Raw genomic sequence first — 26,515 nt, 5'->3', positions numbered from 1 at the left:
TAACCTTGGCAATGTTGTGAAAACGTTAACATGATGCTATGATGGTGTTGATTGTAATTTCTTAACTGAAGGAGTGAAATCATGACAACCAAGGTAATTCCGTTATTTTTAAAACCTGTCTTACAGGATAAAATGTGGGGTGGCACCGAACTGAGGCGCTATCATTATCAGCTAAATAGTGATCATGTTGGGGAAGCTTGGATTGCGTCCACCTACGGTAATGATCTGTCGGTGGTCGAAAATGAACCGTACGCCGGACAGACCCTGAAAGAAATTTGGAAGAAACATCCTGAACTATTTGGTGGTCATCCGGATCACGTCGCTTTTCCGCTCCTTGTCAAAATTCTGGATGCCAAGGAAAACTTGTCCATCCAAGTTCATCCGAGTGATGAGAACGCTCAGAAGTACTTTAATGAAAGAAACGGAAAGACCGAGTGTTGGTACATTTTGGATGCCAAACTGGATTCGCAGGTTTATTATGGTCATTCGGCAACAAGCAAGGATGAGATTCGGGATGCGATTAAACATCATGAACTTGATCGGATTTTAGAAACGCAGACCGTCCAACCCGGTGAGATGATTTACGTTCCGGCTGGTACCCTTCATTCGCTTGGAGCGGGGATTGTGGCACTTGAAGTCGAACAGAATTCTGACAATACGTTGCGCTTCTACGATTTTGATCGGGTTAATCAGAAAACTGGCAAAAAACGGCCCCTCCAGATTGACGATGCGATTAAAGTTACCAATACTCCCAATATTTTACCCGCAAAGGATCAAACCAAACGGGTTCCAGATCCTGACAATCCCGATCGACTACGGTTACTAAAGTCAAAGTACTTTAACGTCTATCAGATTGCTGTGGAAAATGACACTAAAATTAAGGACGTAACTACCTATTCCGTTAATGTGGTGGTTGATGGCGATGGAACCCTAGTTGTTAATGGGACAGCATATCCAGTTAAGAAGGGTGATACTTATATTTTACCCGTACAAGTTAAAGATTATGAATTGAAGGGTCACGTGGTAATTGTTCAGGCCATTGCGAATCAGAATTAACAAAAAAGCTTCTATCCATTTAGATAGAAGCTTTTTAATATCCGATGACATCTTTGGTTACCGTTGCCATGGTTGATTTGGAAATGTCAGAAACGTTAATCCAGTACAGCAGATTTTGGCGTGGATAAAATAATCCCAGCTGTTGAACCGTTTCAAAATATGATTGATTTTCGGAGTGCATCCCCATGATGTAGTACATCAAGATCTGGAGGGTAAACTTGTTGGTGGGTTTAGCCTTGGAAACTTTGAAGTCCCAGAGGCCATTTTTAGTGAGGTAGTCACCGTCACCATTAACTACCGTCTCGGTATAAGCACCCGAAAAATCGAAATCTACCATTATGGGGCCACCTTTGGCAGCGGTGTGTAAAAACTGCGTACCACGTTTAACCATTTTTTGGATGTGTTCCAATGTCACTTGGTTTGCTTGGTACTTGGGGCGGGGAACGTAGTAGGCAGGATCCATACGATAGGCAATGTCGTAGTTAACCAGCTGAATGGCACACTGAATGCTCTGATCATCCAAGCCCTTAATTTGACTTGTTAGTTCCTTAAAACGTTTCATATTACCGTTGTAAGGATGACCGGTCTTTTGGGCTGCCAGGAGATCAACGTTATGTGCACCAATCTCAGGAATGCTGAAGGAACCCACGACGTCTCCAGTAACTTCAAACCGGGTCAGGTAATCGACGACTAGGCCCATGAAGCTTGGGGTAATGTTTTCGGAAGCAATCGGTAGAAATTCATTGTCACTAAATTGCTTAGTGTTCAAGCTTGCGACGGGAATAAATCCTCCCCGTGGTTGTTTGTATTGGTTAGCTCTTTGGGTAACTGTGTATTCGGTCATTGTAAAGCCTCCATTTCCAGTGCTGACCGCATTATAGCACATGTTTAAAGCGTTGATTATCATCAAAAAAACCACATCAGGTGATGTGGTTTTGGATTATTCTTTATTTGAATCAGGATTGGTGATCTGAATTCGATTAGAATCAGTTGAGCCATGATAAATTTCCGGTGCATCAGTATGATACAGCTTGGTGGTGTTCTTATCATGATTCTTAGAGTAAAGACTAGTTGAAGCCTTGCCCAACTTCTTCTCGATGTTTTCCTCATGATCTAAACCATTAGCGTAGTTGTATTTCTGAGGATTAACCGGTTTGAAGCCCTTCGGATGATAGAAACGAAGGAGATTTTGTTCGTTTAAAGTATCTGATAATGACAATTCTTCATTAACCTTACTTTGAATCTTTTCTAACTTGGCTTTTAGTTTTTTATCAGGATGGATCACTTTCTGAGTCTTGTTGTCATAGACGGTCCCGTTAACGGAAGTATATTCAGGAGAGACCCAGTCACGGTTTCTGAAGGCTACTACCTGATCATGATGTTTGGAGAAGAGATCGGTTCCAAACTGAATGTATTTCTTAGAACTAATCCCAAGTAAATGCATGAGAGTAGGGAGAACGTCAATTTCGCCTCCGTAAGTATGGTCAACGTGACCGTTCTTAATTCCCTGCATGTTAATCATAAATGGCACTCGTTGGAGCTGAGCGTTGTCAAAATCGTTCCAGTTATTTGGATCTTTGCCAAGTAACGGGGCTAAACTCGTGTTTTCAGAATTTGATAACCCGTAGTGATCACCATACAGAACGATGACGGAATTCTTAAGTAGGCCGGCCTTATTAAGGTAGGCATACAATTCTTGAACCGATTGATCCAGATAGTGAGCCGTTACGAAGTAGTTGTTCACGGCCTGATCATTGGTATCTGGGGCCTTAAAGTCAGAATCCTTTTGATCTTCAGCATCAAGCTGATAAGGGAAGTGATTAGTAACCGTGATGTACTTAGCGTAGAAGGGTTGTTGTAAGTGTTGGAGGTACTTCGTTGAATCTTTAAAGAGTAACTTATCCTTTAATCCATATCCGGTTGATTTATCACCAGAGGTGTCATAGTAGCTCGCATCAAAGAAGTAGTCGTAACCTAAATTTTTATACGTGTTATTCCGGTTCCAAAAACTAGCAACGTTTCCGTGGAAGACGGCGGACGTGTATCCTTTTTGACCCAGAATGGCAGGAGCCCCCTGAAAGGTGTTGTCACTACCCAATTGTGCAAAGAGTGATCCCTGCGGCAATCCATAGGTACTGGTTTCGAGCATGTTTTCGGCGTCGGAAGTCTTTCCTTGTCCTACTTGATGGAAGAAGTTATCAAATGAATAGGTTGACTTACTGTGATACAGCTTGTTAAGAAACGGGGTTACTTCCTGCCCGTTGATTTTTTTATCAATCGTGAACTGTTGAAAACTTTCTAGGTGAATGATGATGACGTTTTTACCCTTAGCCATCCCATACATTTTCTTATTGGGAGCCGCATAATGTTCTTTATTAAACTTGAGAATTCCCGTCAGGTCAGACTTGTTGGCGTTGGCTCGCATGTTGTTAGTCTGTTGGGACTTGATACCGTCATAGACGGTAAATGAATCTAGGCCTAAGTACTTAACAATGTAAGTTCGGTCAAACGTTCTGGTAAGCAACTGGGGCCGATCCATGTCGGCTAGGGTGATGTTTCCGACCAGCATCAATGATCCTAAGGAGAAAACCGCAAAACCAACGCTGGCTTTCAGTGGTCGCTTATCGATTTTGATTACTCGGAATAATAAAAGTAAGATGACAGCTATGATGTCAACCCAGTAAAAGACATCATGGGGAGAGGTCAGTGCTAATGAGCTTCCGCTTAATCCTTGGTTGACCTTGGAGTAACCAGTCATGGTGGGAACCGTCATGAAATCGGTGAATTCCCGAAAATAAATGACGTTTAGGTACAAGAGCACCGTATTTAAGAAATCCAGGAATAAAATGGCTGGATAAAAAAGCTTGGCTGGCTTTAAGTAAAGGGCCAACCCTAACATGAGCACGGTAGTTGCAATGGGATTAATTAGAAGAAGAAACAGTTGAAAACTGCTATCTACTCCCAAATTAAAATCAGTAAAGTATGCGTATATAGTTTTAGCCCAAAAAAGCACTACTAGTAAGACAAAAAAACCAATTCTAGTATTGCATTTGGACAGAATTTTCTTAATCGTTTTCAAGGTATAAAGTCCCCTTTTTAAGTCCAACCTCTATCTTATCAGATTTCTTAAATTTGGGTAGGATCGATAGGAATCTTAGAGAAAAGTTAAAGCTCACAAGTGATATACTTAAAGGGTGAATGAAGGAGGAGACACTATGGCAAAATTTACTTTATATGTTGTCCGACATGGACAAACATATTTTAATATTTTCAATAAGTTACAGGGATGGAGTAACTCACCATTGACCACTAAGGGAATTTCTGGCGCAAAAGATACCGCTAAGCGTTTATCTAACATTAAATTTGTGCAAGCCTACTGCAGTGACACCACTCGGGCAGAAGACACCGCTAAAATTATCTTAAATGGTAATTCAGCATCGGATATCAATGAGCCGGTTGTATCTCCTGATTTTCGTGAACAATTTTATGGTTACTTTGAAGGACTAAATATGGATGAGGCTTGGTACGAAGCTGGTGCACCTCACGGGGTTCCCACTTTTAAGGACATTGTTACCAAGTATAATATCAATACCGCCAAGGACTATATGAAAGAGGCCGATCCATTTCATATGGCTGAAAATGCGGAAGACTATTGGAAACGTCTCGACCAAGGTCTTTCAATGATTACTCATGATAAAAAGATCAAAGATGGTGACAATGCTTTGCTGATAAGTCACGGCAATACCCTTCTTAGTTTGGTAGAACGTTTTTCTGACGGTCAATATGACATGACCAAGCGTCCTGCAAATGGAAGTATTACTAAGATGAGCGTTGATGGCGATCAAATCAAGGTCACTGATTACAACAAGTAGTGGAGGCGAGGCGACAAATGCACGATACCGACGACAAACTAATAAGTTCGTTTAACATGCAAGACTTTATCTTTCGAATTGGTGAAGTTAGTAAGATGACTGGCGTATCACCACGGCAACTTCGATATTGGGAGAAAAAGGGATACGTTAAGAGCACACGGGTGGAAAAACTCGCATCGCGAGTGTTTGATTTTTCAAATTTTGTTCTGATTAAATTAATGAAATACTATCTAGATGACGGTTACACCTTAACTACGGCTTACCAAAAGGCAACCCAATTTAAGTCACGGATTGCTTTTTTGTATTCATTCTTTAAACGGGTTGACCATGGATGTCATGAAGTTGACGGAAAACGAATGGCTGACATGGGATATTTCGATGACGCTCATACTAAACGTTTATATGGTTATATTGGCGACGATGGAGACGTTAAATATCGCGTTAAAACAATTGAAAACTAGTTAAAAATCACTGGGAGGAATCATGATTCTCAGTGATTTTTTGACGGAATCGCTCATGTACGGTAGCATATTGATTGTCAGTAAAAAAGTAGAGTGCTAGGAAGGGTCATTCAATAATGGCGTTGCTTGAAAAAGTCATTTTGACAATGCTGGGGTTGGTATCGATTTTGATACTTGTCTCCGTTTTGTTTATATTTTAAAATTTAACAACTTAAAGAAGAGAGCTCGCAGATGTGCGGGCTCTTTTTTGGTGATTGTTTTTGAAATTTAAAAGAGATATACTTCAGGACAATTATTATTTCATAGGAGATGTCATAAAATGAATAAGAAGTTATTAGAAATTGACATTAAATTTTTACAGATGCACCAAACGGTATTTATTCAGAGGAACACATTTGCCCAAATAGTCGCAAAGTGAAGTTGAGTTCTTATTTCATTTGATTATTTGGGTGAATCATTTCTCCTGAATTAGTGATTGAATTCCCTCAACTTCATTCGGAATGGTTAAGTTGAAATGAGGGAAATTATGAAAAATATCAGGAAAATGTATACGTATGCATTCTTTTCTAATTTGACTTTTGAATTAGTGATTTGGATGCTTTATTTGAAACACATGGGATGGTCCGTTGGTCAGATTGCAATGCTCCAACTAGTAATTAATATCGTACAGGTTGTCTGTGAATTACCATCGGGTATCATTGCTGATTGGTTGGGTTATAAGACGACCTTAATATTAGGTCAGGTCATGTGCGTGTTGTATGGTGCGACTTTCTTTGTAGCTCATAATCACTTTTTAGTGTTTGGCGGCTTCACGCTGTTTGGGTTAGGTCTCTCATTGATTTCTGGGACCGATGAGGCGATTATTTATGAAGCAGATGATGAGCAAAATTACCAGAAATTCTGGGGACGCTACAACGCCATCATGATTTGTACCATTGCTTTTAGTAATTTAGTTGGTGGATATTTAGCTGATATTTCGTGGCCACTGGTTTTCATGGCTTCAATCATAGCGCATCTTCTTTCAATCATGACGGTGGTAGTAATCAAGCCAAAGCAGGTTACAGCTGATCCAAATGCGCCTGGTGTCTTAAAACGATTAAAATCATTCTTATTTAGTAATAGAAATTATCAGAAATTAATTTTAGTAGTAGCTATTTCGCAAGCTACGGCATCAATCATGTATCAGTATGGTTCCTTGTACCTTTCTTGGATTACAAGTTTTAAAACTAGTGGAATTGCGCTGGTTCTAACAATCATTGAAATAATTGGAGCAGTTTTTTCGGTCAACGTGTTTAAAGTGGTAGCAAAATTTGATCGACTTAAAGTGATTTTCTCAAGTATGATCATTGGCTTATTAATGTCATTATTTTTAGGAGTTTCGAATTTTATCATTGCGTTAGTTGCGTTTGTGATCTTTAGTTCCGTTTTTGAAATTTGGGATACGTCTCTAAATGCGGAGTTACAGGATATCGTAGTGCCACAATTAAGAGTCACACTAATGTCATTCTGTAATTTGATTACAGCCCTTTTGATGGCACTTGAATCGTTATTCATTAGTGCGTTCTCAAAAATTCTTAACATTCAAGTGACCTTTGTATTATTCGGTTTAACTTCAATGGTCTTATCGTTGATTGTGTTGGGATTTTATTTTAAATCTATTCATGAAAATAGCCCTGAAGCATAATAAAAAATCCATCAGTTGAAACTGATGGATTTTTACTTTATTCTCATTTTTTAGCTTTATGTTCGGGTAAGTGATGCAACTGAGCAAGTGGCAAGGTAACGGATAATTTACCAAGTCCACCCATGACAAGCGGCAAGATCACGTTGAAAATAATAATGGTGATGATGATCGCTAATCCGATGAAGTCAAGTGAATGTAAGAGACTGAAGAAGAGCGACGCCATAATAATGATAGTGGCAAACATCACGTAACTAACGGTTTTTCCAAACGAATGAATGCCATTATGCAGCCATCCCAACATATCAGGATTTTGTTTTCGATATGAAACGGCTAAGAGGGTGAGTTCAAACGTTCCAATGATTCCGAGGGGAACAATCATGGCAATGAAGGCCTCCCAGTTTAATCGACCATCGTTGGTAGTGTAGTGCATGATGAGTTGAGTGGCTTGTAAACCAGCCAGTGCACTCATTACATAGGTAATGAGCCACCACAATGGATGAAGGATCGAACGACTAACGATGATTAAACCAACAAAGACGATGGCTAAGATCATGAGGGTTCCCACCATAAAGTCACGGTCGAAGTTAGTTTGCACGTTGGCGTTTTCAATTGGTTGTCCGGTGTAGGCCACCGTTGCGTTTCTTAAGTTGGTATTCTGCAACTGGGTCTTAACCGTATTTTGCATGTTATGAATGTTGTTTAGATTAGTGTTACCAGTTGGTTCATCATTGAACTCAACTTCTAGTTTCGTAATCTTTTGATTCTCACTGGCAAAGTTATACTTGGTTTGATAAAAGTCAGTGTCATTAATCTGTTGTGGTGAAATGTAGAAGGTGTTACCAGCACTCGACTTTTTCACTCCGGTTATGTAACCAGTTATGGGGGTTAATTTACGCTTACTTTCTTTTAAAGTTCGGTTGACCGAAGCAATTTCACTTCGAACTCGGGCCGCCTGGTTACTATACTGGCGAACCGATTCTTGGGCATCAATTCCTGAGTTTTGGGCATCTGAAATTTGATTACTTAACTTGTTTAGACTCTGACTGGTATTACTCAATTGATCAGAAAGTTGAGTAAGGTTCTTTCGAAGAGCCCTAGACTTTTCAGCCTGCTTGGACGATTGAGCTGTCTCAAGGGGAGAGAAAGTATGGAAATTATTGGTTTCTGCCTGTTGACTAGTGTTATTAATACGGTCAAGTTGTCTAATGAGAGCATTAACCGACTTGGTTTGATTCTTAATGTTTTTCTGTTTCAGAGTTCGATTAGCACCCTTCAGGGTTCGCTGTGATCCTGATAAGGAGTTACTAATGCCCTTCAAAGTTGAAGCGGTCTTACTTAGTTGATCCCTTAGGTAGTACTTGTTAATTTCGGTTCCACCAGGTTGGGTAACAGAGTAAACTCGGGAAACGTTCTTTTGGGACTGAAGCTTCGTGGTTACTTCATCAATTGGACTGATGGTATTGTCATTATTAAAGGGTTGATTATTTTTAATATAGATCGTGACTGGAGTTGGCTTACCCTGATTGAAGTGGGCCTGAAGAACCCGACTTCCAGTTTCCGCTTGACTCTTGGCGGTTAAGTTATTGTTTGGAAGATAAGTTACGTTAGAACGGTAAAACGCCACTAATGGAACCGTTATCGCCGACGCAATTACTAGACCAACGATTGATTGCCATAGTGAGATGTGGGTTAAGTTACTCCAGAAGCCCTCATTAACTAATTTTAGGGTCTTTTTCTTGGGCCAGAAGAAGGTTGGTCCCAGTAACTGCATGAACATGGGTGTGATGGTCATAACGGCCAGTAAGGTGATTATGACAACCACCGCCATACTGCCCATGGCTCTCACGGAACTAAAGCCAAGAAGGTAGAGTGACCCAAACGCTAGGGCGGTAATGACCGCTACTGCGGTAAAGGGATAAACAAGACTCCTTGTGGCAACCTTACTTGGGTCGATATCCTCATCATTTGAGTTTCTAAGGACCAATTCAAATCGGCGGTACAAGAAGAAACTAGCAACGGTTCCAAAGAGAATGACTACTAAAGTGGTTAGTAGTGGAATGTATGGTGAATATGGCAATGCTAGTCTGGTTGCCATCAATGCCGTTGCGCTCAGCGATACCAGGTAGGCAATCATCATCGTGATAAACGACAGAATGGGAGCCAAAATGGATCGAAATGCAATGGCAATAAAGAGTAATGCAAGTGCGAAAGCAGCAATCGTAACAACGTTGGTTACGTTGAGGATGTTTTCGTTGTTGTTCTGATTGATTAGTTGCGGACCAGTGACGTAAGTCTTAAGGCCATCATTAACGTTAAACTGACTGCGAATGGAGTTCGCAAAATTCGAGCTTTTGGCGTTGCTTTCTGGGACTTGAATGTTGACGATCTCAGTGGATTGGTCATCAGAAATGAACTTAGAGGCGCCATTGGGACTGGTATGAGCCGTTGTAATTCGGCTAATCCCATTATTACCGTTACTTTTCTGAATCTTACCAACCTTTGCGTAGATTTGTTTCTGCTGAGAATTGGTAATCCGACCCTTATCGGCATGGTAGACGACGTTCATACTTTTCGTACCGTCGAGTCCTCCGCCCCACTGATTTTCCAGTCTTTGTGCTTTGGACATCTGTGTCTTGGAACTCATCTGGGGATTACCAGCCTCCATTACAACCTGATTTAGGTTGGGGAGACTGACAATCGCCGCAAAAATGATCACCAGCCAGATAATTAGAGAGAAAATCCTATTTTCGTGTAACGTCTTTATAAAATGTTTCATTCAACATGTTCCTTTCGCCTTATTTCACTACTCCCTAACTTTATCTTATATTAAATTAGTTCTTAAAGAAATGGTTTGCGCGTAAAAAGAGCAATACGATGATAATAAATATAATCGTAATGATAATTGTGATGATCCACGCTGACGGTTTATCCATAAAGGGCAACTTCACGTTTTCACCATAAAAACCGAAGACGATGTTCGGAACACTTAAAATTAACGAAAAAACGGTTAAAAACTTAATGGTGTTATTTAGATCACTATCAAGTAGGTTGGAATAGGCACTCGTAACCTGTTGAGTGGCCGCGTTGGCCATCTCAGCCATCGAGAGTCCCTGTTGAAGCTCAATGCTGATGTCTTCAACGGCGGCCTTTTGATCTTCGGTTAGATACATGGTGAAACGACGCTTAAAGTCATTAATCATGTCGTTGTTGGATCCGAGGGACGTCAGAAAGTAGACCAGGTCAGTTTGAAGATTTAAAAGATGGTTGATGGCACTTTTGTTGGCTTTGCCACGCAGGTTACGTTGAATGTTGGTCCTGACACTATTGATTTGATTGATGTAATCGAAGTATTGGACTGATAGTTGATACAGTGTTTTGTTGATCACGTCAATGGGCTGCATAGCTTCAAACTCTTCTTTGCTGGCTTTCTTTACGATTGATGAGATCAGTTCATTTACAAAATTAGTTTTATCCGCGGTAAACGTGAACAACATGTTGCCATGAGTGATGATTCCAATCGGTTCGGCGGAAACGTCACCGTTAAAACGAGTTGGTTCGGCGACATCAAAAATGAAGAGAAGGACTCCTTCATCGTCGTAATATTCCACTCGCGGTCTTTCGTGACGGTCAAGGGCGTAATAAAGCATTTCGTTGTTTAAATGATATTCTGTTTTTAAGATTTCTTTATCAGCTGGACGACAATCAATGGTTTTAATCCAGTTAATATTGTCGTTGATTTTTTCAATTTTGATCAATGGCAAACCACTCCCAGTATTATGTTTTCAGATAACTTCATACTACACTAAATGGCTAAATTAGTCGATTTTCGAAACAGTTTCTTCTATTATAGTGCGTAATTATAAATAGATTAGAAACTTTTTAAGTAATTATAAATACTTACCCAAAAAATAATTTGCTAAGGTATAATAACCACATAGGGAGATGTTGTCCGTGAAACACAATAAAAAGAAAAATATTTGGATTGCAATCGTCATTGGGATTGTTGTAGTTCTGCTGTTAGTGTTTGCTGCCTTTAAGGTTCGGCACATGCTAATTAATCATTCTTATCAGGTTCGTCAGGAACAGATGAATAATGATACCAAGAAACGGGAAAAAGAGATTGAGACCCAACATAAGGAGTTCATCCAAAAGATTGGTGATCCAGCCGCTAAAATTTACGAGAAAAAACAGCAAGTATTGCCAAGTATTGTAATTGGACAGGCTATTTTGGAATCCAACTGGGGACAATCGGAGCTTTATAAGAAAGCTAATAATCCCTTCGGCATAAAGGGAACTTATAATGGACAGTCGATTTCTTATGATACGACGGAGTACGTCAACAACAAGAAGACCACCGAAGTTGGACAATTTCGAAAATATCCATCAGTTGCCGATGCAATTGAAGATCACAACGAAACTTTGAACACCAAGTTTTTAAAGAAAACCGGAATTACAAGTTTCAGACAAGAGGCTAACTTACTGCAGAAAAATGGTTATGCTACTGACCCAGATTACGCCAATAAGCTAATTGGGGTCATTGTTAATCACAAATTAATGAAATATGATGTTAAGGCAATTAATAATTATTAAATGGAGGAATCTTTGATTGTTTGACCTAATCGCTAAATTATATGGTCCTTTTTTTGATCTACACAACTGGGAGACGGTCATCTCGTCTGGCAACGACTGGCTGATTATTTTCTCATTAGTAGTCATTGAATGTCTTTTATCCGTTGATAATGCGGTCGTCTTAGCGGCCCAAACTCAGGTTCTTCCTACCAAAAAATGGCAGGAAGAATCTTTATTTTACGGAATGTGGGGAGCCTACATCTTTCGATTCTTGATCATTGGGGTCGGGGTGTACTTGATTAAATTTTGGATTATTAAAGTCCTAGGTGCCGCTTATCTATTTTATCTTGCTTTTAGTTTCTTCTATAATATGCATCAAAATCGACATAAGAAGAGTCATACGCATCAGGTAAAACCCAACAAAAAGAACCACACCCGGAGATACTTTTGGTGGGTAGTGGCTCAAATTGAATTTATGGACATTATTTTCTCAATTGACTCGGTCTTGGCATCCTTGGCCATTTCACCCAATCCCGTTATCGTACTGATTGGTGGGATGATTGGAATTTTGGCAATGCGAGGAGTGGCCGAAGTTATTATGATGCTGATGAAAAAGATCTCAGAATTGCAGCCCATGGCCTATTTCCTAATCATTATCATCGCTTTAAAGCTCTTTTTATCAATTCCAATGATTGATATTGAGATCCCAGCAGGGTGGTTTGGAATTTTGGTGATTGTTACAATCGGGGTGACCTTAATAATTCATTTGATTAACGTAAGGAGGGGAAAATACGATGACAGTGGATCTAAATCAGAATAATTTTACCTCGGAAACGGCCGGTCCAGTGACTGTAGTTGACTTCTGGGCCCCATGGTGTGGACCATGCAAGATTGTGGCACCCATCATGAAGGAACTTGAAAAAGAGTATGATGGTAAAATCAAGTTTATGAAGTTAAATGTTGATGATAATCAAGACATCGCAAAAAAATATCGGGTAATGAGTATTCCAACGCTAGTTTTGTTTCGCAACGGCAAGGGTGTTGAAAAGGTTACCGGAGTGTATCCGAAGAGCAAATTGGAGCACTATTTGGACCGTAAATTAGCCGAAAAATGATTGAAATGGGCTATTAATTAACCATTAATTTTGATGAATTTAAGGAAAGTCTTATGCTTTGAATAACTTTTTTTATGGCAAAAGGCTTTTTCTTTTGCTAAAAATGAGTTTGTGAATGAGATATCAATCCTGAAAAGCGGGCATTCTTTTGATTTTTGTTACATAAAGATTACAACGTGACAAAATATTCTTTTTTTTAACATTCCTGTTTTTGGTGTGTAAATATCAATATTTAGAATATGAAATTGTTGTTTGAGTATATTTCAGTTTTAAGAAAACGGAAGTAACAAAAATTTATAGGAGTGATTTATCATTTTATTAAAATCTAGAAACGCAAAGATGCTTTTCGCATCTATTTTCACAGTAGCCGGAGTATTAATGACCGCTAGCTTCAACGCTAACGCTGCCACTAACACTAAACAAGTTACCGTTAAGAGCGGCGACACAGTCTCAAAAATCGCAAAGCAACACAACACTAGCGTCAACAGCATTGTTAAAGTTAACCACCTTAACAACGTTAACATGATTCATGTCGGAGAGAAGTTAACATTACCTACTAACGCAAACAACATGACTTACCAAAGCAACAATACTCAAACACAACAACCAACAGCTCAGGTAAGTAGTAATGCTTCATACACTGCTGCACCAAAGCAAACCACACAAGCAGCACAACCTGCTCAAACACAACAACAAGTAATTACTACAACCACTACTGCACAGCCTGCTGCTACACCAGCTGCAAGCAACAATAGTGCAAGTAACACTGGCGATGATTCTGGTTTAGCATCAATCGCACAAGTGGAATCTGGTAACTCATACAGTGCCAGAAATGGTCAGTACATTGGTAAATACCAATTATCTTCATCATACTTAAATGGTGACTACTCTCCAGCTAACCAAGAACGGGTAGCTCGTCAATACGCTGTTTCCCGTTACGGTTCAGTTGCTGCAGCTGCTCAATTTAGAGCATCACACAATTACTGGTAAGATTTAGCTTTTAGGTAACAATTACTCAAACGAAAAACAAGATGCAAAAGGACGAAGAATTTTTCTTCGTCCTTTTTTGATACAAAAATCCCAGTGTCGTGTTTAACACGACACTGGGATTAATTTACTTAACTTTGGCGAGGAAATAATGTTTCTTTCCACGACGAATAATTACAAACTGACCATCAAAGTTGTCTTGGGGTTGAATGGTGGTGTCAACGTCGATAACCTTACTGCCGTTGATGGTAATTGCACCATTATTAACGTCCTCTCGTGCTTGGCGTTTGGACTTATCGGCCCCAACGGCAATGATCAAATCAATGACGTTAATGGGATCAGAACTAATTTCGGTGGTTGGCACACTGTTGAAGGCTTGACTAACTTCCTCAGTGGATAAATCCTGAACGTTGCCCTGAAATAAAATACGAGAAATGTTTTCAGCCTGTTTAACGGCGTCTTCGCCGTGAACAAACTTCGTAACTTCCCGGGCGAGGGTCTTTTGGGCCTCACGCTTCCATGGTTCATCCTTAACTTTCTGGGCCAATTCATCGATTTGAGCTTGGGGTAAAAAGGTGAAGTACTTCAGGTACTTAATCACGTCAGCATCATTTTGGTTGAGCCAGAACTGGTAGAATTCGTATGGTGAGGTTTTCTTAGGATCAAGCCAAACAGCACCACCAGCGGTTTTTCCAAACTTAGTGCCATCAGATTTGAGCATCAACGGGATGGTTAAACCATAGACCTCGGCGTCCTGTCCCTCAATCCGATGGATCAGGTCAATTCCAGCCGTAATGTTTCCCCATTGGTCACCACCACCGATTTGAAGTTGAACGTCGTGGTCACGGTAGAGGGTTAGAAAATCTAAGGCCTGCAAGATCTGGTAGGTAAATTCAGTAAATGAAATGCCTTTTTCGAGTCGACTAGCAACGACTTCCTTAGAGAGCATGGTGTTAACGTTAAAGAGTTTCCCGTAGTCCCGCAAGAAATCTAAGAGTGACATGTTAGACGTCCAATCGTAGTTGTTGACGATGTGAATGTTACTGTCGCTTCCAAAAAGATGTTTCATTTGGTTCGTCAGTGCTTCAACGTTGTGTTTCACCATTTTTTTGGTCTGAAGGGGACGTTCGGTGTTTCGACCACTGGGATCCCCGATGGAACCAGTTGCACCACCGATCAAGATGTAAGGGTGAAAACCAGCTCGTGAGAAGCGTTCCATGATCATAAAGGGAATCAGATGGCCAATGTGCATACTGTCACCGGTTGGATCCACTCCACAGTACAAGGCAATTTTCTTCTTGTTAGTTAATTTTTCGAGTCCGGCTTCGTCAGTGGTTTGGTTAATGGCACCCCGCCACTTTAAGTCTTCAATAATGTTCATAATTTCCTCCTTGTAATTGGACAAATAAAAAGCGTCCGATAGTGATTTCACTACTGGGACGCTTGTGCGCGGTACCACCCACGTTCAGATACGAGTGTACCTGCACTTATTTGTTGTTATGTTTTAGGTAGTTCATTTTATATCCTGCATGGCTTGCAGCAACCGCCAATTTTCTTTACACCCAGATATAAAACTAATTGAATAAATTTATCGTATCATTAGTTTACTTAATTAACAATGTTGAATTATTCAAGATAAATTTTACGCAATTTTTTGATGTCATTATCAGTCAAACCGATTCCCTGATGAAGGAATTGTTTCATCCCGCCATATAACTTGTTAATTTCATCCATAGCGGCGTTAAAAAAGTCTGGGGAAACACTGTAAAGAAAGCGCAAACTCTTTAAGGCTGGTTCAGTGTAGCCCTCTTTCTTGGCTTTTTCTAACCGGGCATCAATCACTGGTTTGGATACCTGATTGGTTAACAGGTAATCCTCTTCGATCGTTTTTTGATCAACCCCTAAGGCTGAAAGAATGAAAGTGGCTGACATTCCGGTACGATCTTTTCCAGCCGTACAATGGAAGAGGACGGCCTGGTCATTTTCGTGATTTTTAAGTAGAATTTGAAATAACTTATAAAAAGCTTGACGACAGTGCTCAGTGTTGATCATACTTCGGTAGACGTTTTCCATGTGGTCGCGTCCATAAGTCGGATGGGATTCAAGGAGGTCTTTCATTTCGGCTGGGGTTTTAGAGTTATCAGTGGCATCTTCTTTAAAGACGGGGTCGAAGATATATTCAATGCTTTGAGTTTCAACTTGATCAGCTAACATATCAACTTCAGGTTTACTTCGTAAGTCAACATCATAACGAACTCCGTAATTCTCCAGGGTTTTTAAATCACTTTTGCTAAGCAAACCGAGATGGCCCGCCCGAAGTAACTTGTGCCATTTGACACTTTGACCGTTGGCTGCTGGGTATCCACCTAGTTCACGGAAATTTTCACCCGTTGGAATTGTTAAAACTCTTTGATTTTTCATGGAATCCACCTTTCAATTGCAGTGTAATATAATAATTATATCATGAAGACTTTATTTCGTATGATTTTTGCGGTATGATTTTACAAATATTAGAAAATGGCATAAGCTTAGCATATGAAGTTTATTAAGGAGAGAATGAATTATGGCAATGACTGAAAGACAAATGATTCAAGAAATTTTGAACACGGTTGACGTTGGATACGATTTTGAAAACGTTGATGAAGACAACAAACAGTACACTTTACTTATCAAACGGCAGGATAATGACGTTCGGGACTTAAACGAAATCAACGCTGAAATCAAGGAATACTTTAAGGATGCTGATTTCTCTTATGACGAACAGGTTGAACCCAAAGACATTGATGCTGATATCAGAGTTGAAGTAAAGCGTTAATTTGAATAACGAGATCAAGAAAGCAGGTTTTCCTGCTTTCTTTTTTTATAATTTAGAAGTGGTTGGAATGATTGAATCGTGCTAGTATAAATATCAAAATATGATGAAATGAGGATGAAAATGGTGTCCACTAATAAAAATTATGTATTAGCGATTGATCAAGGCTCAACCAGTACCCGGGCGATCATTTATGATCACAGCGGGCGAAAGGTGATCGAAAGCTATAAAGAGGTCCCTCAAATTGTTAATAGTGATGGATGGGTAGAACAAGATCCCAATGAGATCTGGAATTCCGTTCTATCTGCGATTGCCAGTGCCTTAATTGATGCTTCCATTCATCCAGAAAACATTGCATCAGTTGGTATTACTAACCAGCGTGAGACCACGGTAGTGTGGAATAAGGTTACAGGCAAGCCCATTTATAACGCCATTGGATGGTTATCAAAACAGACCAATGGCATTGCCCAAGGGCTTAAAAATGACGGTTATGAGGACTTAGTCCATCAGAAAACCGGACTAGTGATTGATTCGTACTTTTCGGCCACCAAGTTAAGGTGGATCTTGGATCACGTGGCAGGGTCACAAAAACGTGCCGAAAACGGTGAGTTGTTATTTGGTACCATTGATACCTGGCTGGTTTGGAAGCTTTCGGGAGGCAAGTACCATATCACTGATTACACCAATGCGAGTCGGACCATGATGTTTAACATCAATGATCTAAAATGGGATGACGAAATTCTGAGTATTTTAAACATCCCAAAGAAAATGCTCCCGACGGTCCACGCTTCTGATGAGGTCTACGGTACTACGGAGAACTATCAGTTTTACGGTGTTAGTGTTCCGATTGCGGGAATTGCTGGTGATCAACAAGCCGCTTTAATTGGTCAGATGGGCTTTTCAAAGGGCATGGTTGAAAACACTTATGGTGACGGAGCTTTTATTATGATGAACACTGGTCATCATCCCCAGTATTCTGACGAAAACCTGCTGACCACCATCGCATATGGTATCAACGGAGAAATCACGTATGCACTTGAAGGATCAATCTTTGTGGCTGGAAGTGCTTTAACGTGGTTACGGGATCAGATGAAAATCATTACCAGTGTCCCCGAATCACGACAGGCGGCTAAGCGTTCAACTGATCACAACGAGGTTTACGTCGTACCGGCCTTTAACGGGCTTGGTGCTCCATACTGGGACCAAAATGTGAGGGGAGCTGTCTTTGGCATTACCCGAGGAACCAACAGTGATGACTTCGTTAAGGCCACCCTTCAATCGATTGCGTACGGGACTAAGGACATCATCAACACGATGGAATCGGACACGAAGCTTACAATTCCGCAGATTCGAGCTGACGGGGGTGCCAGTCGGAATAGTTATCTCATGCAATTTCAGGCTGACATTTTGAACATTCCGGTTCAACGAGCTAGTGATGAGGAAACTACTGGATTTGGAGCTGCCATCTTAAGTGGATTAGCAACCGGATTTTGGAAAGACTTAGATGAAGTTCAATCCATTTATGAAGAAGGGAAGAGTTTTATCCCTGATATGAAGGAAGCTGAACGGGCTAAATTGTACCAAGGATGGCAAAGGGCGGTCCGTGCTACCCAAGCTTTTAAACCAATTAACTAAGACTTGCTTCGGCAAGTTTTTAAGTTTTTCTTAATGAAAACGTTTTCTTTTTGATTTTACCGTGTTATAATTAATTTCGTAAATAAAGGTTACAAAAAGAATTTTGAAAAGAAGGTATGGGATATGAGTTTTGAAGCAATATTAATTGGATTAATTCCAGTGATCGGTTGGGGTCTATTTCCAACCATTTCATCAAAAATTGGTGGTAAACCAACTAACCAAATCTTTGGTGCCACAGTTGGTACATTGATCTTTGCGATTGTTGTCTTATTATTCACCAAAGCTGGATTCCCAATGGGCTGGAACTTGGTCTACGGAATCTTGTCTGGTATGGGTTGGGGCTTCGGTCAAATCATGGCCTTTAAAGGTTATTCTTTGATCGGATCCTCAAGAGTTATGCCAATTACCACCGCATTCCAGTTGATCGTAACTGCTTTGTGGGGTGCATTTGCTTTAAGTAGTTGGCCTGGGATTGGTCACAAGATCATTGGAATTCTTGCTTTGATCGTGATCATCATCGGTGCTACGCTTACAACTTGGAGCCAAAACAAAGAAAACGTTGATAAGGGTGCTTTGAAGAAAGCCGTTATCTTACAGTTAATTGGTGTAATTGGTTACTGGTTGTACTCTGCCGCTCCACAAGTTGATAACTTAACTTGGGCCAAGGGCTTCTTACCACAAACTGCTCCAATGAGCGGGATGCAAGCATTCTTGCCACAAGCTGTCGGAATGGTTTTGATGGCCGTTATCTACGGTTTGATGAACATGAAGAAGGAAAATGTTTTTGCTGAAGCTGTTTCATACAAACAGATTATCGCTGGTTTCTTCTTTGCAGTTGCCGCATTCTCATATTTGATTGCTGCACAACCAACTATGTTAGGTCTTTCCACTGGATTCGTTCTATCACAGGTATCAGTAGTTGTTGCTACCTTGACCGGTGTTTACTTCTTACACCAGAAGAAGACTCCAAAGGAAATGGTTGCTACTTTGATCGGTTTAGCTTTGATCATCGCAGCTGCTGCCGTAACCGTTATGCTATAAATCATTAATCTCAAAATAAAAACACTTCACATAATGTGAAGTGTTTTTTTATTCGTTTATTTAAAGTAATGACTTCGTTTTAAAAGTTCAGCCGATCTTTTATCGATCGGGACAAAGCCCTTATTTTGGAGGTGTCTAAAGAACATCATGTTGTAGACGAAACTCCATGCAAGGGGCATGATTAGAAAAACTTCGTAGGCAGAAGCAGCAATGTTAAGTCCGGTTAAGAAGGTTAACACCATTGCCAAGATGAAGTCAACGCCAATCATACATAGGGTGTTATAGAAATCACCACGAAAAACAGAAGGCCAGATTCCAAAAACTAACGTGGTAAATGAGAAGCCTACTTTTTGGACTTTGACCTCCTGGGTTTCTTTATTCTGAACGACAGCGTAATTAGGTGGAAGGAACATGTTGTTCATCCCGTTATTCCCATTATTATTGTCGTTATCAAATGGATTCATTGACAATTAGACCTTTCTAAGACTTTAAAGTGAATTTGACGACGACCTCGACATGGGGAGTCTGGGGCATCATATCAATTGGTTGTAAGTAATCGACATTGTAAGACTTGGTAAGTTGTACCAGATTTTGTGCTAACGTCGATGGATTACATGAAACGTAGACGAATTTAGCCGGTTTACAGGTTAAAATGGCGTCGATTAAGTGTTGATCAAGACCAACTCGTGGAGGATCAACCACGAGAGCTGTTGGTCGCCAGCCCTCCGCCATCCATTGGGGCATGAGATCTTCTGCACTTCCAAAGTAGTACTGGGCGTTATCAATGTGGTTGATTTTCGCATTGTGGTTAGCGTCAGTAATGGCTTCTTGAACGGTATCCATTCCTCTCACTTCGGCTACTTGGTTGGCCAGTGTCAAACCGATGGTACCCACTCCCGAGTAGGCATCAATTAAACGATCGTCTGAATCAAGGTTAAGTGCTTCCCCAGCTAAGTGGTAGAGTTTAGGTGTCATAATACTATTGAGTTGGAGGAAAGCCCGTGGTGACAATTCAAATGAGAGACCATCGATTTTCTCGGTGATACTGTCATTTCCAGCCAAATGAACCGTTTTTTCACCCCAGATCAGTGGTGAATCACCCGGATTAATGTTTTGCATGACCGACGTAACCTCGGGAAGTCGATCGGCGATCATCTCCAGTAATTGATGCTTTTTAACCAATTTAGGTGTATTAGTGATAAAGACCACTTGCACATCGTTGGTATTAAGTGCCGCTCTAACTACCAGTGTTTTTAAGATGCCTGAGTGGTTCGATTCAACAAACGTTGGAATGTTTAATTCTTGGATCATTTCGACTAGGGCGCGCATGACCTTCATGGTTAGTGGGTACTGAACGGAACAGGTTTCCATGTCAACTACTTCATGGGTTCCCTCTTTGTATAACCCGGCGATGACTTTGCCATCTGCTTGAGTTCTGACCTGAAACTGGGCTTTGTTTCGATATTCGTATGGATCATCCATGCCGATGGTATCCCTTACGTCGTAGTGATCGTAAGCACGGGGATGATATCTTCTTAATGATTGTTTAACTAAATCGCGTTTAAATTCTAATTGTTTAGGGTAGGCAAGATCTTCTAATTCAAAACCACCGACCTCACCAGCGTATGAATCGCGTGGTTGAACTCGAAATGGACTGGTTTTATCAATTTGAATCAGAGTACCCCTTAAATATTTTGGCTTGATTTCAGTTACATCAGCCTGAACTAATTCACCCACTAACGCACCAGGAATAAAGATTAATTTACGATGAAAATAACCAATTCCTTCACCATTAATTCCGAGACGCTTGATGGTGACTGTAACTCGTTGGTGGAGTTCTACTAAAACATTTGACGATCTCTTTGAACTGTTTCTAACTCTTTTATAACTCATTAGAACTCCTTTTTTCTTCATAACAACGTCTACGCCATTATAGCAGACTCATATATGATACAAAAGTGTTGTATAATCATACTGTTAATTTATTAAGAGGAAAAGAGAGGTGTCAAAATGGCAATATTAGAAACTAAGAACCTTTGCTACAGTGCTGATGGTCGTGAAATCATCAAGGATATTAACTGGAGCGTTGATGCCGGAGAAATCGTTACAATCACTGGACCCTCAGGAAGTGGAAAGACGACCTTTGTTAGATTATTGGCGGATCTTCTCACCCCAACTTCCGGTGAGGTAATTTTTGAAGGAAAGAACGTCGCGGATCTAGATCCCATTGAATATCGCAGAAAAGTATCGTACGCAGTTCAACAACCAACTTTATTTGGCAACACGGTTAAGGATAATCTGGAGTTTCCGTATCAAATTCGGAATAAACCATTTAACAAGGATCATGCCCTAAAAGCTCTTCAAACCGTGGATTTAGGTGATGGTGATTTGGATCGAACCGTCGATAACCTGTCTGGTGGGGAACGTCAACGAGTGGCACTGATTAGAAACATCATGTTTGTTCCAGAAGTGCTCATTTTAGACGAAGTAACGACTGGACTTGACGAGAAGACCAAGGCAAGTGTGCATAAAATGATTAACTACATTAATCAGAGAGATCACACAACGATTATCATGATCACTCATGACCAGGATGAAATTGATCATGCAACTGAGTTAGTCACAATTGTTGATGGTCGACTGGTGAAGGGAGATAAAGATGCCTAATTTAATTGTTTCAAACCAAGCGCTTGCGTTGACCGGGCTGCTGGTTTTAATTGCATTGTTTGTCGGATGGAAGGAAAAGCTGGGCATTGATAAGTCCATTATCATTGCCACCATCCGTTGTGTGGTTCAATTATTCGTGGTTGGATATGTATTGCGATTTGTCTTTCGCATTAACAACCTTTTTCTGACCATCGCTTTGATTTTAATTATTTTGTTCAATGCCGCTTACAATGCTAAAGGACGAAGTAACGGAATGGAGCACGCGCTGCCCATTTCCATTATTGCCCTTGGTAGCAGTACCCTGGTGGTAATTGCCGTACTGGTTTTTGCTGGTGCCATTAAATTCATTCCATCGCAGGTCGTTCCCATTACGGGAATGGTTGCCAGTAATTCAATGGTTGCCCTGGGACTCTGCTATCGCAGCATGAACTCCATGTTCAAAGATCGCAGACAACAAATCATTGAGAAGTTAGCCTTAGGGGCGGACGTTAAGACTTCCTGCTCCGACATTGTTCGAGACAGTATCAAGACTGGGATGCAACCAACCATTGATACGGCGATGACCGTTGGATTAGTTAGTTTACCAGGAATGATGGCTGGTTTAATCTTTGCTGGAGTTGATCCGGTTAAGGCCATTAAGTATCAGATCATGGTAACCTTTATGCTATTAGGAATCACGGCGGTTAGCTCCATCATTGCTTGTTACATGGGTTATCACAGCTTTTATAACAAAAACGATCAGTTGAAAAACATGAATTAACCAAGAAATGAGACTCCCGAGTGGAGTCTTTTTTATTGTTAATAATAGGATAAATGAAGTGAGTGGTTTATAATTCAGTTGGGTTAAAGGTTAAGTTTGAAAAATGAAAAGAGGGATTCTATGAGTAAAATGACAGCAAGTCGAGCACTGGTAAAGGTGCTTGAGAGTTGGGATGTCGATCACTTGTATGGCATCACAGCTGGTTCTTTGAATAACTTATTGAATGCACTAGATGAAGAAAAAGATAATATTAAATATGTTCAGGTAAGACACGAGGAAGTTGGAGCCATGGCAGCATCAGCCGACCACAAATACACTGGAAAGATCGGGGTAGCGTTTGGTTCAGCTGGACCTGGTGCCACCCATATGTTTAACGGTTTATACGATGCTAAGGAAGATAATACTCCAATGTTGGCACTCGTTGGACAGGTGCCACAACCCATGATGAACACGCGTTTCTTCCAAGAAATGGACGAGTTACCAATGTTTGCAGACGTTTCCGTTTACAATCGGCAGGCGTCTACTGCCAAACAGATTCCCAAGATCATTGATGAAGCCATCAGAACGGCTTATCAAAAGAAGGGTCCAGCGGTAGTGATCTTACCCAATGATCTCCTTGGAACTGAAATTGACTATGAACCAATCAAAACGGCAAACGTTTCAAGCAGCATTAAAACGGTTCATCCTAAGCAGGCTGACGTTGATGAAGCCGTCAAGATGATTAAGGAAGCCAAGCATCCGGTCCTTTGGTACGGAAGAGGGGCTAAGGGAGCTCGAGATGAAATCGTGAAAGTTTCTGATCAGTTTAGCATGCCAGTCTTATCCACCGCTCCAGCAACTGGGATCATGCCTAACGACAATCTTAGTTACATGGGAGCTCGTGGACGGCTTGGATCAAAACCAGGATTTGAAGTTTCACAGGCTGCCGACCTGATTATCATGCTGGGAAACGACTTTCCGTTCGCTCGTTTCATGCCTCAAGACAAGCAGATCATTCAGGTTAATAATAACCTGGCGGATTTAGGGCGCCAATATCAGGCTAACCTGACCATTCATGGTGACGCCAAAGAATTTTTGGAGATGCTAATTGATTCAGGAGTAAAGCTTTCTAAGAGTGATTTCTTGAAGGCTGCCCGATTGGATCGCGAAAACTGGTTGAAATGGCTCGATAGCATTGCGACCGATTACGATGAGGGCTTGCGTGCTGAGACCGTTTTGAAGGCCGTGGCTGATCATTCCAAGTCAGATGCGGTTTACGGACTTGACGTTGGAAACAACACGATGCATTCTATTCGTCAATTACCACTTAATCAGGAGCAAAAGTTTGCCATGTCACCATGGTTTGGAACGATGGGCTTTGGACTGCCAGCGTCTATCTCCGCCAAGTTGTCATATCCAGATCGTCAGGTTTGGTCGATTTCGGGTGATGGTGGTTTCGCCATGGTTATGCAAGATCTCTTGACCCAGGCCAAGTACAATCTACCAGTTATCAATGTAGTTCTGTCTAATGATCGCTTTGGTTACATTGAACACGAAGACGCTCAATCAGATATTAGTGACTATGGAACGAAACTGTATGAAGCTGATTTTGCTCAAGTAGCTGATGGTCTAGGGGGTCATGGCTTTAAAGTATCGGGCCAAGATGAACTGGACGCTGCAATGGAAGAAGTCGACAGAATGCAGGCGGAAGGGAACACGAAACCAATCGTGATTGATGCCAAGATTAAGGCTTTTGATCCGATTGATACGAGTTTTGTTCCACTTGATCCAGAACAGTTTGACCAGAAGACGATTGATGATTATAAGAAACGTTATAACGTGTATGGTCAACCGGCTCTCAGTGAAATTATGAAAAGTTTGAAGTAGAATATGTAATAAAAATAACCGACCTCATTGAGGTCGGTTATTTATTTTGCTTATTTTTTAACATCAGTTTCGTCAATATCTTCGGCAACTGTTGATTCATCATCACCGACATCTAGAGCTTGATGCTTTAGGTGTGGGAAGACGTATTTATCTGCGAGTCCCGTGATTCCACCTTGGAAGAGAAACGCGAAGATCGTTCCAAGTCCCAAGTTAGTAAACTGACGTGTCATTGCAAAAGCAACCACGGCCATTACTGTAGGCGGAATGTATGAAGCCCACATAGCTTTTCCGGCAGCACCATTAAAGTACTTAAACCTTAAGATCTGCATTAAGTCATCAGCTGGATGCAATACCAAGTTAACCCGTTGGTAAATTGAGATGGCAGTTGCGATCAATGCCACTCCAAAGAAGTTCAAGAGGACATAGAAGACAACCATCATCCAACCCTTTGCTTCTGGGAATCCGGCAAAGAATGATACTTTTCCAATAACTGGAAGAGAACCATCCATGAAGAAATCGTCGAAGACTTGGATCAGTGCTGAGAACGGAACCATGAAGATTACGTTTCCAATGGCACGTCCCCAGTCCCAGTGGCCAACTAAGAAAGCATTCAAAATGGTAATGGCAACTCCTAAGATTAGAAAGGCCCAGAATAAGTTCCAATGAAAGGCATTTCCAAGGTTAGTTTCAGCTGCCGTCCAATATGCTGAACCTAGAAAAGATGGATGAATTTTAGCAGTTGTTACTAGAGTTAAAACATTTCCAGCAGAGTTAATTATTAATGAAAGGATAAAGAACATAATTGAAGCTGTCATGGAAATGGTACGTTTTGCTTTTCTATTAGCGGTTTTTTTCGCCATAGTTTTCCTCCACGATCAGATTTTGGTTCAATTATTTAAGATCACCATTAACTTTAACAATTGACTTGCCTTGAACTTTGTCGGTACCGGCTAATACGCCAGGGACTTGTTCTAAAGTAAGGATGTTGTTTTGGAAAGGCTTAACCTTAACAGAACCATCTGAAAGGAGGGCGATTGAATCTTCGAAACTGTGTGGGTTAATCATGGAACCCTTGATAGTTAATTGCTTCTTGAAGATTTCGTAAGTGTTCATGTTGAAGGTTTGGCCAGGTGCACCAACACCGAACATCATAACTTGAGCGCCAGGGTTGGTAGCTTCAACAGCTTGTTCTTGGGTTTCAGGCTTACCAACACATTCGATTACCATGTCGTACTTGTCAGTAATCTTTTCCTTAGTAGTGTTGATAACTTTGTTTAGGTTTAATTCTTTCTTTTCCCAAGCAAGGTTGTCATCATGACGACCAGTCATGTCAATGTTTTGGATACCGTAAATTCTAAGAAGTTGAGCGAATAACTTAGCCATGTAACCATCACCAATGATTAAAGCGTGTTGGTAAGGGGTAATGTTTTCGGTGATCTTCATAGTGTGAACGGCACATGAAAGTGGTTCCATTGAGCATGCTGTTTGAAGTGATAATTCATCAGGAATGTGGTAAACAACCTTTTCTGGAGCAGTGAAGTAGTCTTCAAGGCCACCATCTCTAGTTACACCAACGGCTGATAAGTTTTCACATAATTCGTAACGGCCAGTGTGACAGTAGAAACATTTGTCACAGTAGATGTTAGGGTCAACAACAACCCGGTCACCCTTCTTGAAGTCTTTAACGTTCTTTCCGACGGCAGAAACAACTCCAGAATTTTCGTGACCTAAAACAATTGGAGGAGTTGCATCAGCTGAACCGGGAAGACCATTGTATAAAGCGTGGTCAGTACCACAAATACCAGCATAGGCAGTTTCAACTAAGACTTCGTCGTCTTTAGGAGTTGGGACATCTCTGTCTTCAATCTCCATGTGTTGCTTAGCTGTCATAACTAAAGCTTTCATTTTTGACATAAGATAACTTCCTTTCAAAAAAGTTGATGGATTAATATCGTTACAATCTGAACATAATTGGTAGAAAAGCAAAATT

General features: G+C 40.7%; 24 protein-coding genes. 14 read left to right on the top strand and 10 right to left on the bottom strand.

Annotated elements, in window-relative coordinates; all coding sequences use genetic code 11:
* Window positions 1–81 precede the first annotated feature (81 nt).
* On the top strand, window positions 82–1,056 hold the full coding sequence (locus FC73_RS05110) for a type I phosphomannose isomerase catalytic subunit (RefSeq protein ID WP_010022963.1): 975 nt from the start codon (window positions 82–84) through the stop codon (window positions 1,054–1,056).
* Window positions 1,057–1,090: 34 nt separating this feature from the next.
* Here the strand turns inward: FC73_RS05110 and FC73_RS05105 are convergent, their stop codons facing one another.
* Both FC73_RS05105 and FC73_RS05100 read right to left on the bottom strand, forming a co-directional pair.
* Entirely contained in the window at window positions 1,091–1,900 is an 810-nt protein-coding gene (locus tag FC73_RS05105; RefSeq protein ID WP_010022962.1) for a hypothetical protein, read from the bottom strand.
* Window positions 1,901–1,996: 96 nt separating this feature from the next.
* Window positions 1,997–4,135, bottom strand: coding sequence for an LTA synthase family protein (locus FC73_RS05100; RefSeq protein WP_010022961.1), 2,139 nt, complete (start codon window positions 4,133–4,135; stop codon window positions 1,997–1,999).
* Between the two features lie 136 nt (window positions 4,136–4,271).
* Here FC73_RS05100 and FC73_RS05095 point away from each other — a divergent pair, with 136 nt between their 5' ends.
* From FC73_RS05095 to FC73_RS05085, 3 genes are all read left to right on the top strand, one after another.
* On the top strand, window positions 4,272–4,928 hold the full coding sequence (locus tag FC73_RS05095) for a histidine phosphatase family protein (RefSeq protein WP_010022960.1): 657 nt from the start codon (window positions 4,272–4,274) through the stop codon (window positions 4,926–4,928).
* Between the two features lie 17 nt (window positions 4,929–4,945).
* Window positions 4,946–5,389, top strand: a complete 444-nt coding sequence (locus FC73_RS05090; protein WP_010022959.1) for a MerR family transcriptional regulator — start codon at window positions 4,946–4,948, stop codon at window positions 5,387–5,389.
* Window positions 5,390–5,915: 526 nt separating this feature from the next.
* On the top strand, window positions 5,916–7,073 hold the full coding sequence (locus FC73_RS05085) for an MFS transporter (RefSeq protein ID WP_010022956.1): 1,158 nt from the start codon (window positions 5,916–5,918) through the stop codon (window positions 7,071–7,073).
* Window positions 7,074–7,116: 43 nt separating this feature from the next.
* On the opposite strand, the gene FC73_RS05080 is transcribed toward FC73_RS05085, so the two are convergent.
* Together FC73_RS05080 and FC73_RS05075 are read right to left on the bottom strand one after the other, a co-directional pair.
* Entirely contained in the window at window positions 7,117–9,849 is a 2,733-nt protein-coding gene (locus FC73_RS05080) for an MMPL family transporter (RefSeq protein WP_010022954.1), read from the bottom strand.
* A gap of 55 nt (window positions 9,850–9,904) precedes the next feature.
* A complete protein-coding gene (locus FC73_RS05075) occupies window positions 9,905–10,828 on the bottom strand; it encodes a magnesium transporter CorA family protein (protein WP_056936298.1) in 924 nt (307 codons plus the stop codon).
* Between the two features lie 187 nt (window positions 10,829–11,015).
* Between FC73_RS05075 and FC73_RS05070 the strand changes: the two genes are divergently transcribed.
* From FC73_RS05070 to apf, 4 genes are all read left to right on the top strand, one after another.
* Window positions 11,016–11,663 carry a glycoside hydrolase family 73 protein gene (locus FC73_RS05070; RefSeq protein ID WP_040472404.1) on the top strand — a complete coding sequence of 216 codons (648 nt, stop codon included), beginning with the start codon at window positions 11,016–11,018 and terminating at the stop codon, window positions 11,661–11,663.
* 16 nt (window positions 11,664–11,679) lie between these two features.
* Window positions 11,680–12,462, top strand: coding sequence for a TerC family protein (locus tag FC73_RS05065; protein ID WP_010022951.1), 783 nt, complete (start codon window positions 11,680–11,682; stop codon window positions 12,460–12,462).
* Window positions 12,437–12,757, top strand: a complete 321-nt coding sequence (gene trxA, locus FC73_RS05060) for a thioredoxin (RefSeq protein WP_010022950.1) — start codon at window positions 12,437–12,439, stop codon at window positions 12,755–12,757. The genes FC73_RS05065 and trxA overlap by 26 nt, the downstream gene beginning before the upstream one ends.
* 339 nt (window positions 12,758–13,096) lie before the next feature.
* Window positions 13,097–13,747 carry an aggregation-promoting factor gene (gene apf, locus FC73_RS05055; RefSeq protein ID WP_029327208.1) on the top strand — a complete coding sequence of 217 codons (651 nt, stop codon included), beginning with the start codon at window positions 13,097–13,099 and terminating at the stop codon, window positions 13,745–13,747.
* Between the two features lie 124 nt (window positions 13,748–13,871).
* Here apf and tyrS read toward each other — a convergent pair whose 3' ends face one another.
* Both tyrS and FC73_RS05045 read right to left on the bottom strand, forming a co-directional pair.
* Complete coding sequence (gene tyrS, locus FC73_RS05050; protein ID WP_010022946.1) at window positions 13,872–15,125, bottom strand: tyrosine--tRNA ligase; 1,254 nt, start codon at window positions 15,123–15,125, stop codon at window positions 13,872–13,874.
* A 245-nt stretch (window positions 15,126–15,370) separates the two neighbouring features.
* Window positions 15,371–16,165 carry a tyrosine-protein phosphatase gene (locus FC73_RS05045; RefSeq protein WP_010022944.1) on the bottom strand — a complete coding sequence of 265 codons (795 nt, stop codon included), beginning with the start codon at window positions 16,163–16,165 and terminating at the stop codon, window positions 15,371–15,373.
* 142 nt (window positions 16,166–16,307) lie between these two features.
* On the opposite strand from FC73_RS05045, the gene FC73_RS05040 reads away from it, so the two are divergent.
* From FC73_RS05040 to rbsU, 3 genes are all read left to right on the top strand, one after another.
* Entirely contained in the window at window positions 16,308–16,559 is a 252-nt protein-coding gene (locus tag FC73_RS05040) for a hypothetical protein (protein WP_010022943.1), read from the top strand.
* Window positions 16,560–16,679: 120 nt separating this feature from the next.
* Complete coding sequence (glpK, locus tag FC73_RS05035) at window positions 16,680–18,191, top strand: glycerol kinase GlpK (RefSeq protein WP_029327207.1); 1,512 nt, start codon at window positions 16,680–16,682, stop codon at window positions 18,189–18,191.
* A 123-nt stretch (window positions 18,192–18,314) separates the two neighbouring features.
* Window positions 18,315–19,232: a ribose/proton symporter RbsU gene (gene rbsU / locus FC73_RS05030; RefSeq protein WP_010022941.1), complete on the top strand. Its 918-nt coding sequence runs from the start codon at window positions 18,315–18,317 to the stop codon at window positions 19,230–19,232.
* A gap of 56 nt (window positions 19,233–19,288) precedes the next feature.
* Here rbsU and FC73_RS05025 read toward each other — a convergent pair whose 3' ends face one another.
* Entirely contained in the window at window positions 19,289–19,696 is a 408-nt protein-coding gene (locus FC73_RS05025) for a hypothetical protein (RefSeq protein WP_010022939.1), read from the bottom strand.
* Window positions 19,697–19,712: 16 nt separating this feature from the next.
* Window positions 19,713–21,125 carry a 23S rRNA (uracil(1939)-C(5))-methyltransferase RlmD gene (gene rlmD / locus FC73_RS05020; RefSeq protein WP_010022938.1) on the bottom strand — a complete coding sequence of 471 codons (1,413 nt, stop codon included), beginning with the start codon at window positions 21,123–21,125 and terminating at the stop codon, window positions 19,713–19,715.
* Window positions 21,126–21,242: 117 nt separating this feature from the next.
* On the opposite strand from rlmD, the gene FC73_RS05015 reads away from it, so the two are divergent.
* From FC73_RS05015 to spxB, 3 genes are all read left to right on the top strand, one after another.
* Window positions 21,243–21,899, top strand: coding sequence for an ABC transporter ATP-binding protein (locus tag FC73_RS05015; protein ID WP_010022937.1), 657 nt, complete (start codon window positions 21,243–21,245; stop codon window positions 21,897–21,899).
* Window positions 21,892–22,659, top strand: coding sequence for an ABC transporter permease (locus tag FC73_RS05010; protein WP_010022936.1), 768 nt, complete (start codon window positions 21,892–21,894; stop codon window positions 22,657–22,659). Before FC73_RS05015 ends, FC73_RS05010 begins: the two co-directional genes overlap by 8 nt.
* A gap of 120 nt (window positions 22,660–22,779) precedes the next feature.
* The gene (gene spxB / locus FC73_RS05005; protein ID WP_010022934.1) at window positions 22,780–24,525 is read left to right on the top strand and encodes a pyruvate oxidase; all 1,746 of its coding nucleotides are present in this window, start codon (window positions 22,780–22,782) and stop codon (window positions 24,523–24,525) included.
* 50 nt (window positions 24,526–24,575) lie between these two features.
* Here spxB and FC73_RS05000 read toward each other — a convergent pair whose 3' ends face one another.
* Window positions 24,576–25,385, bottom strand: coding sequence for a DUF6198 family protein (locus FC73_RS05000; RefSeq protein WP_010022932.1), 810 nt, complete (start codon window positions 25,383–25,385; stop codon window positions 24,576–24,578).
* A 31-nt stretch (window positions 25,386–25,416) separates the two neighbouring features.
* On the bottom strand, window positions 25,417–26,430 hold the full coding sequence (locus tag FC73_RS04995) for a zinc-dependent alcohol dehydrogenase family protein (protein ID WP_029327205.1): 1,014 nt from the start codon (window positions 26,428–26,430) through the stop codon (window positions 25,417–25,419).
* Window positions 26,431–26,515 lie beyond the last annotated feature (85 nt).

Origin of the sequence: Fructilactobacillus fructivorans (assembly GCF_001434095.1) — a bacterium.
Taxonomy (GTDB): Bacteria; Bacillota; Bacilli; order Lactobacillales; family Lactobacillaceae; genus Fructilactobacillus; species Fructilactobacillus fructivorans.
This window is presented reverse-complemented; position numbering and strand designations above follow the sequence as displayed.

Coding starts and splice junctions, on each gene's coding strand:
- FC73_RS05045 (WP_010022944.1), bottom strand. CDS start 16,165: ATGAAAAATCAAAGAGTTTTAACAATTCCAACGGGTGAAAATTTCCGT.
- FC73_RS05085 (WP_010022956.1), top strand. CDS start 5,916: ATGAAAAATATCAGGAAAATGTATACGTATGCATTCTTTTCTAATTTG.
- apf (WP_029327208.1), top strand. CDS start 13,097: ATGCTTTTCGCATCTATTTTCACAGTAGCCGGAGTATTAATGACCGCT.
- rbsU (WP_010022941.1), top strand. CDS start 18,315: ATGAGTTTTGAAGCAATATTAATTGGATTAATTCCAGTGATCGGTTGG.
- FC73_RS05080 (WP_010022954.1), bottom strand. CDS start 9,849: ATGAAACATTTTATAAAGACGTTACACGAAAATAGGATTTTCTCTCTA.
- FC73_RS04995 (WP_029327205.1), bottom strand. CDS start 26,430: ATGAAAGCTTTAGTTATGACAGCTAAGCAACACATGGAGATTGAAGAC.
- rlmD (WP_010022938.1), bottom strand. CDS start 21,125: ATGAGTTATAAAAGAGTTAGAAACAGTTCAAAGAGATCGTCAAATGTT.
- FC73_RS05025 (WP_010022939.1), bottom strand. CDS start 19,696: ATGAATCCATTTGATAACGACAATAATAATGGGAATAACGGGATGAAC.
- FC73_RS05015 (WP_010022937.1), top strand. CDS start 21,243: ATGGCAATATTAGAAACTAAGAACCTTTGCTACAGTGCTGATGGTCGT.
- FC73_RS05090 (WP_010022959.1), top strand. CDS start 4,946: ATGCACGATACCGACGACAAACTAATAAGTTCGTTTAACATGCAAGAC.
- FC73_RS05010 (WP_010022936.1), top strand. CDS start 21,892: ATGCCTAATTTAATTGTTTCAAACCAAGCGCTTGCGTTGACCGGGCTG.
- FC73_RS05095 (WP_010022960.1), top strand. CDS start 4,272: ATGGCAAAATTTACTTTATATGTTGTCCGACATGGACAAACATATTTT.
- spxB (WP_010022934.1), top strand. CDS start 22,780: ATGAGTAAAATGACAGCAAGTCGAGCACTGGTAAAGGTGCTTGAGAGT.
- trxA (WP_010022950.1), top strand. CDS start 12,437: ATGACAGTGGATCTAAATCAGAATAATTTTACCTCGGAAACGGCCGGT.
- FC73_RS05105 (WP_010022962.1), bottom strand. CDS start 1,900: ATGACCGAATACACAGTTACCCAAAGAGCTAACCAATACAAACAACCA.
- tyrS (WP_010022946.1), bottom strand. CDS start 15,125: ATGAACATTATTGAAGACTTAAAGTGGCGGGGTGCCATTAACCAAACC.
- FC73_RS05110 (WP_010022963.1), top strand. CDS start 82: ATGACAACCAAGGTAATTCCGTTATTTTTAAAACCTGTCTTACAGGAT.
- FC73_RS05040 (WP_010022943.1), top strand. CDS start 16,308: ATGGCAATGACTGAAAGACAAATGATTCAAGAAATTTTGAACACGGTT.
- FC73_RS05000 (WP_010022932.1), bottom strand. CDS start 25,385: ATGGCGAAAAAAACCGCTAATAGAAAAGCAAAACGTACCATTTCCATG.
- FC73_RS05070 (WP_040472404.1), top strand. CDS start 11,016: ATGTTGTCCGTGAAACACAATAAAAAGAAAAATATTTGGATTGCAATC.
- glpK (WP_029327207.1), top strand. CDS start 16,680: ATGGTGTCCACTAATAAAAATTATGTATTAGCGATTGATCAAGGCTCA.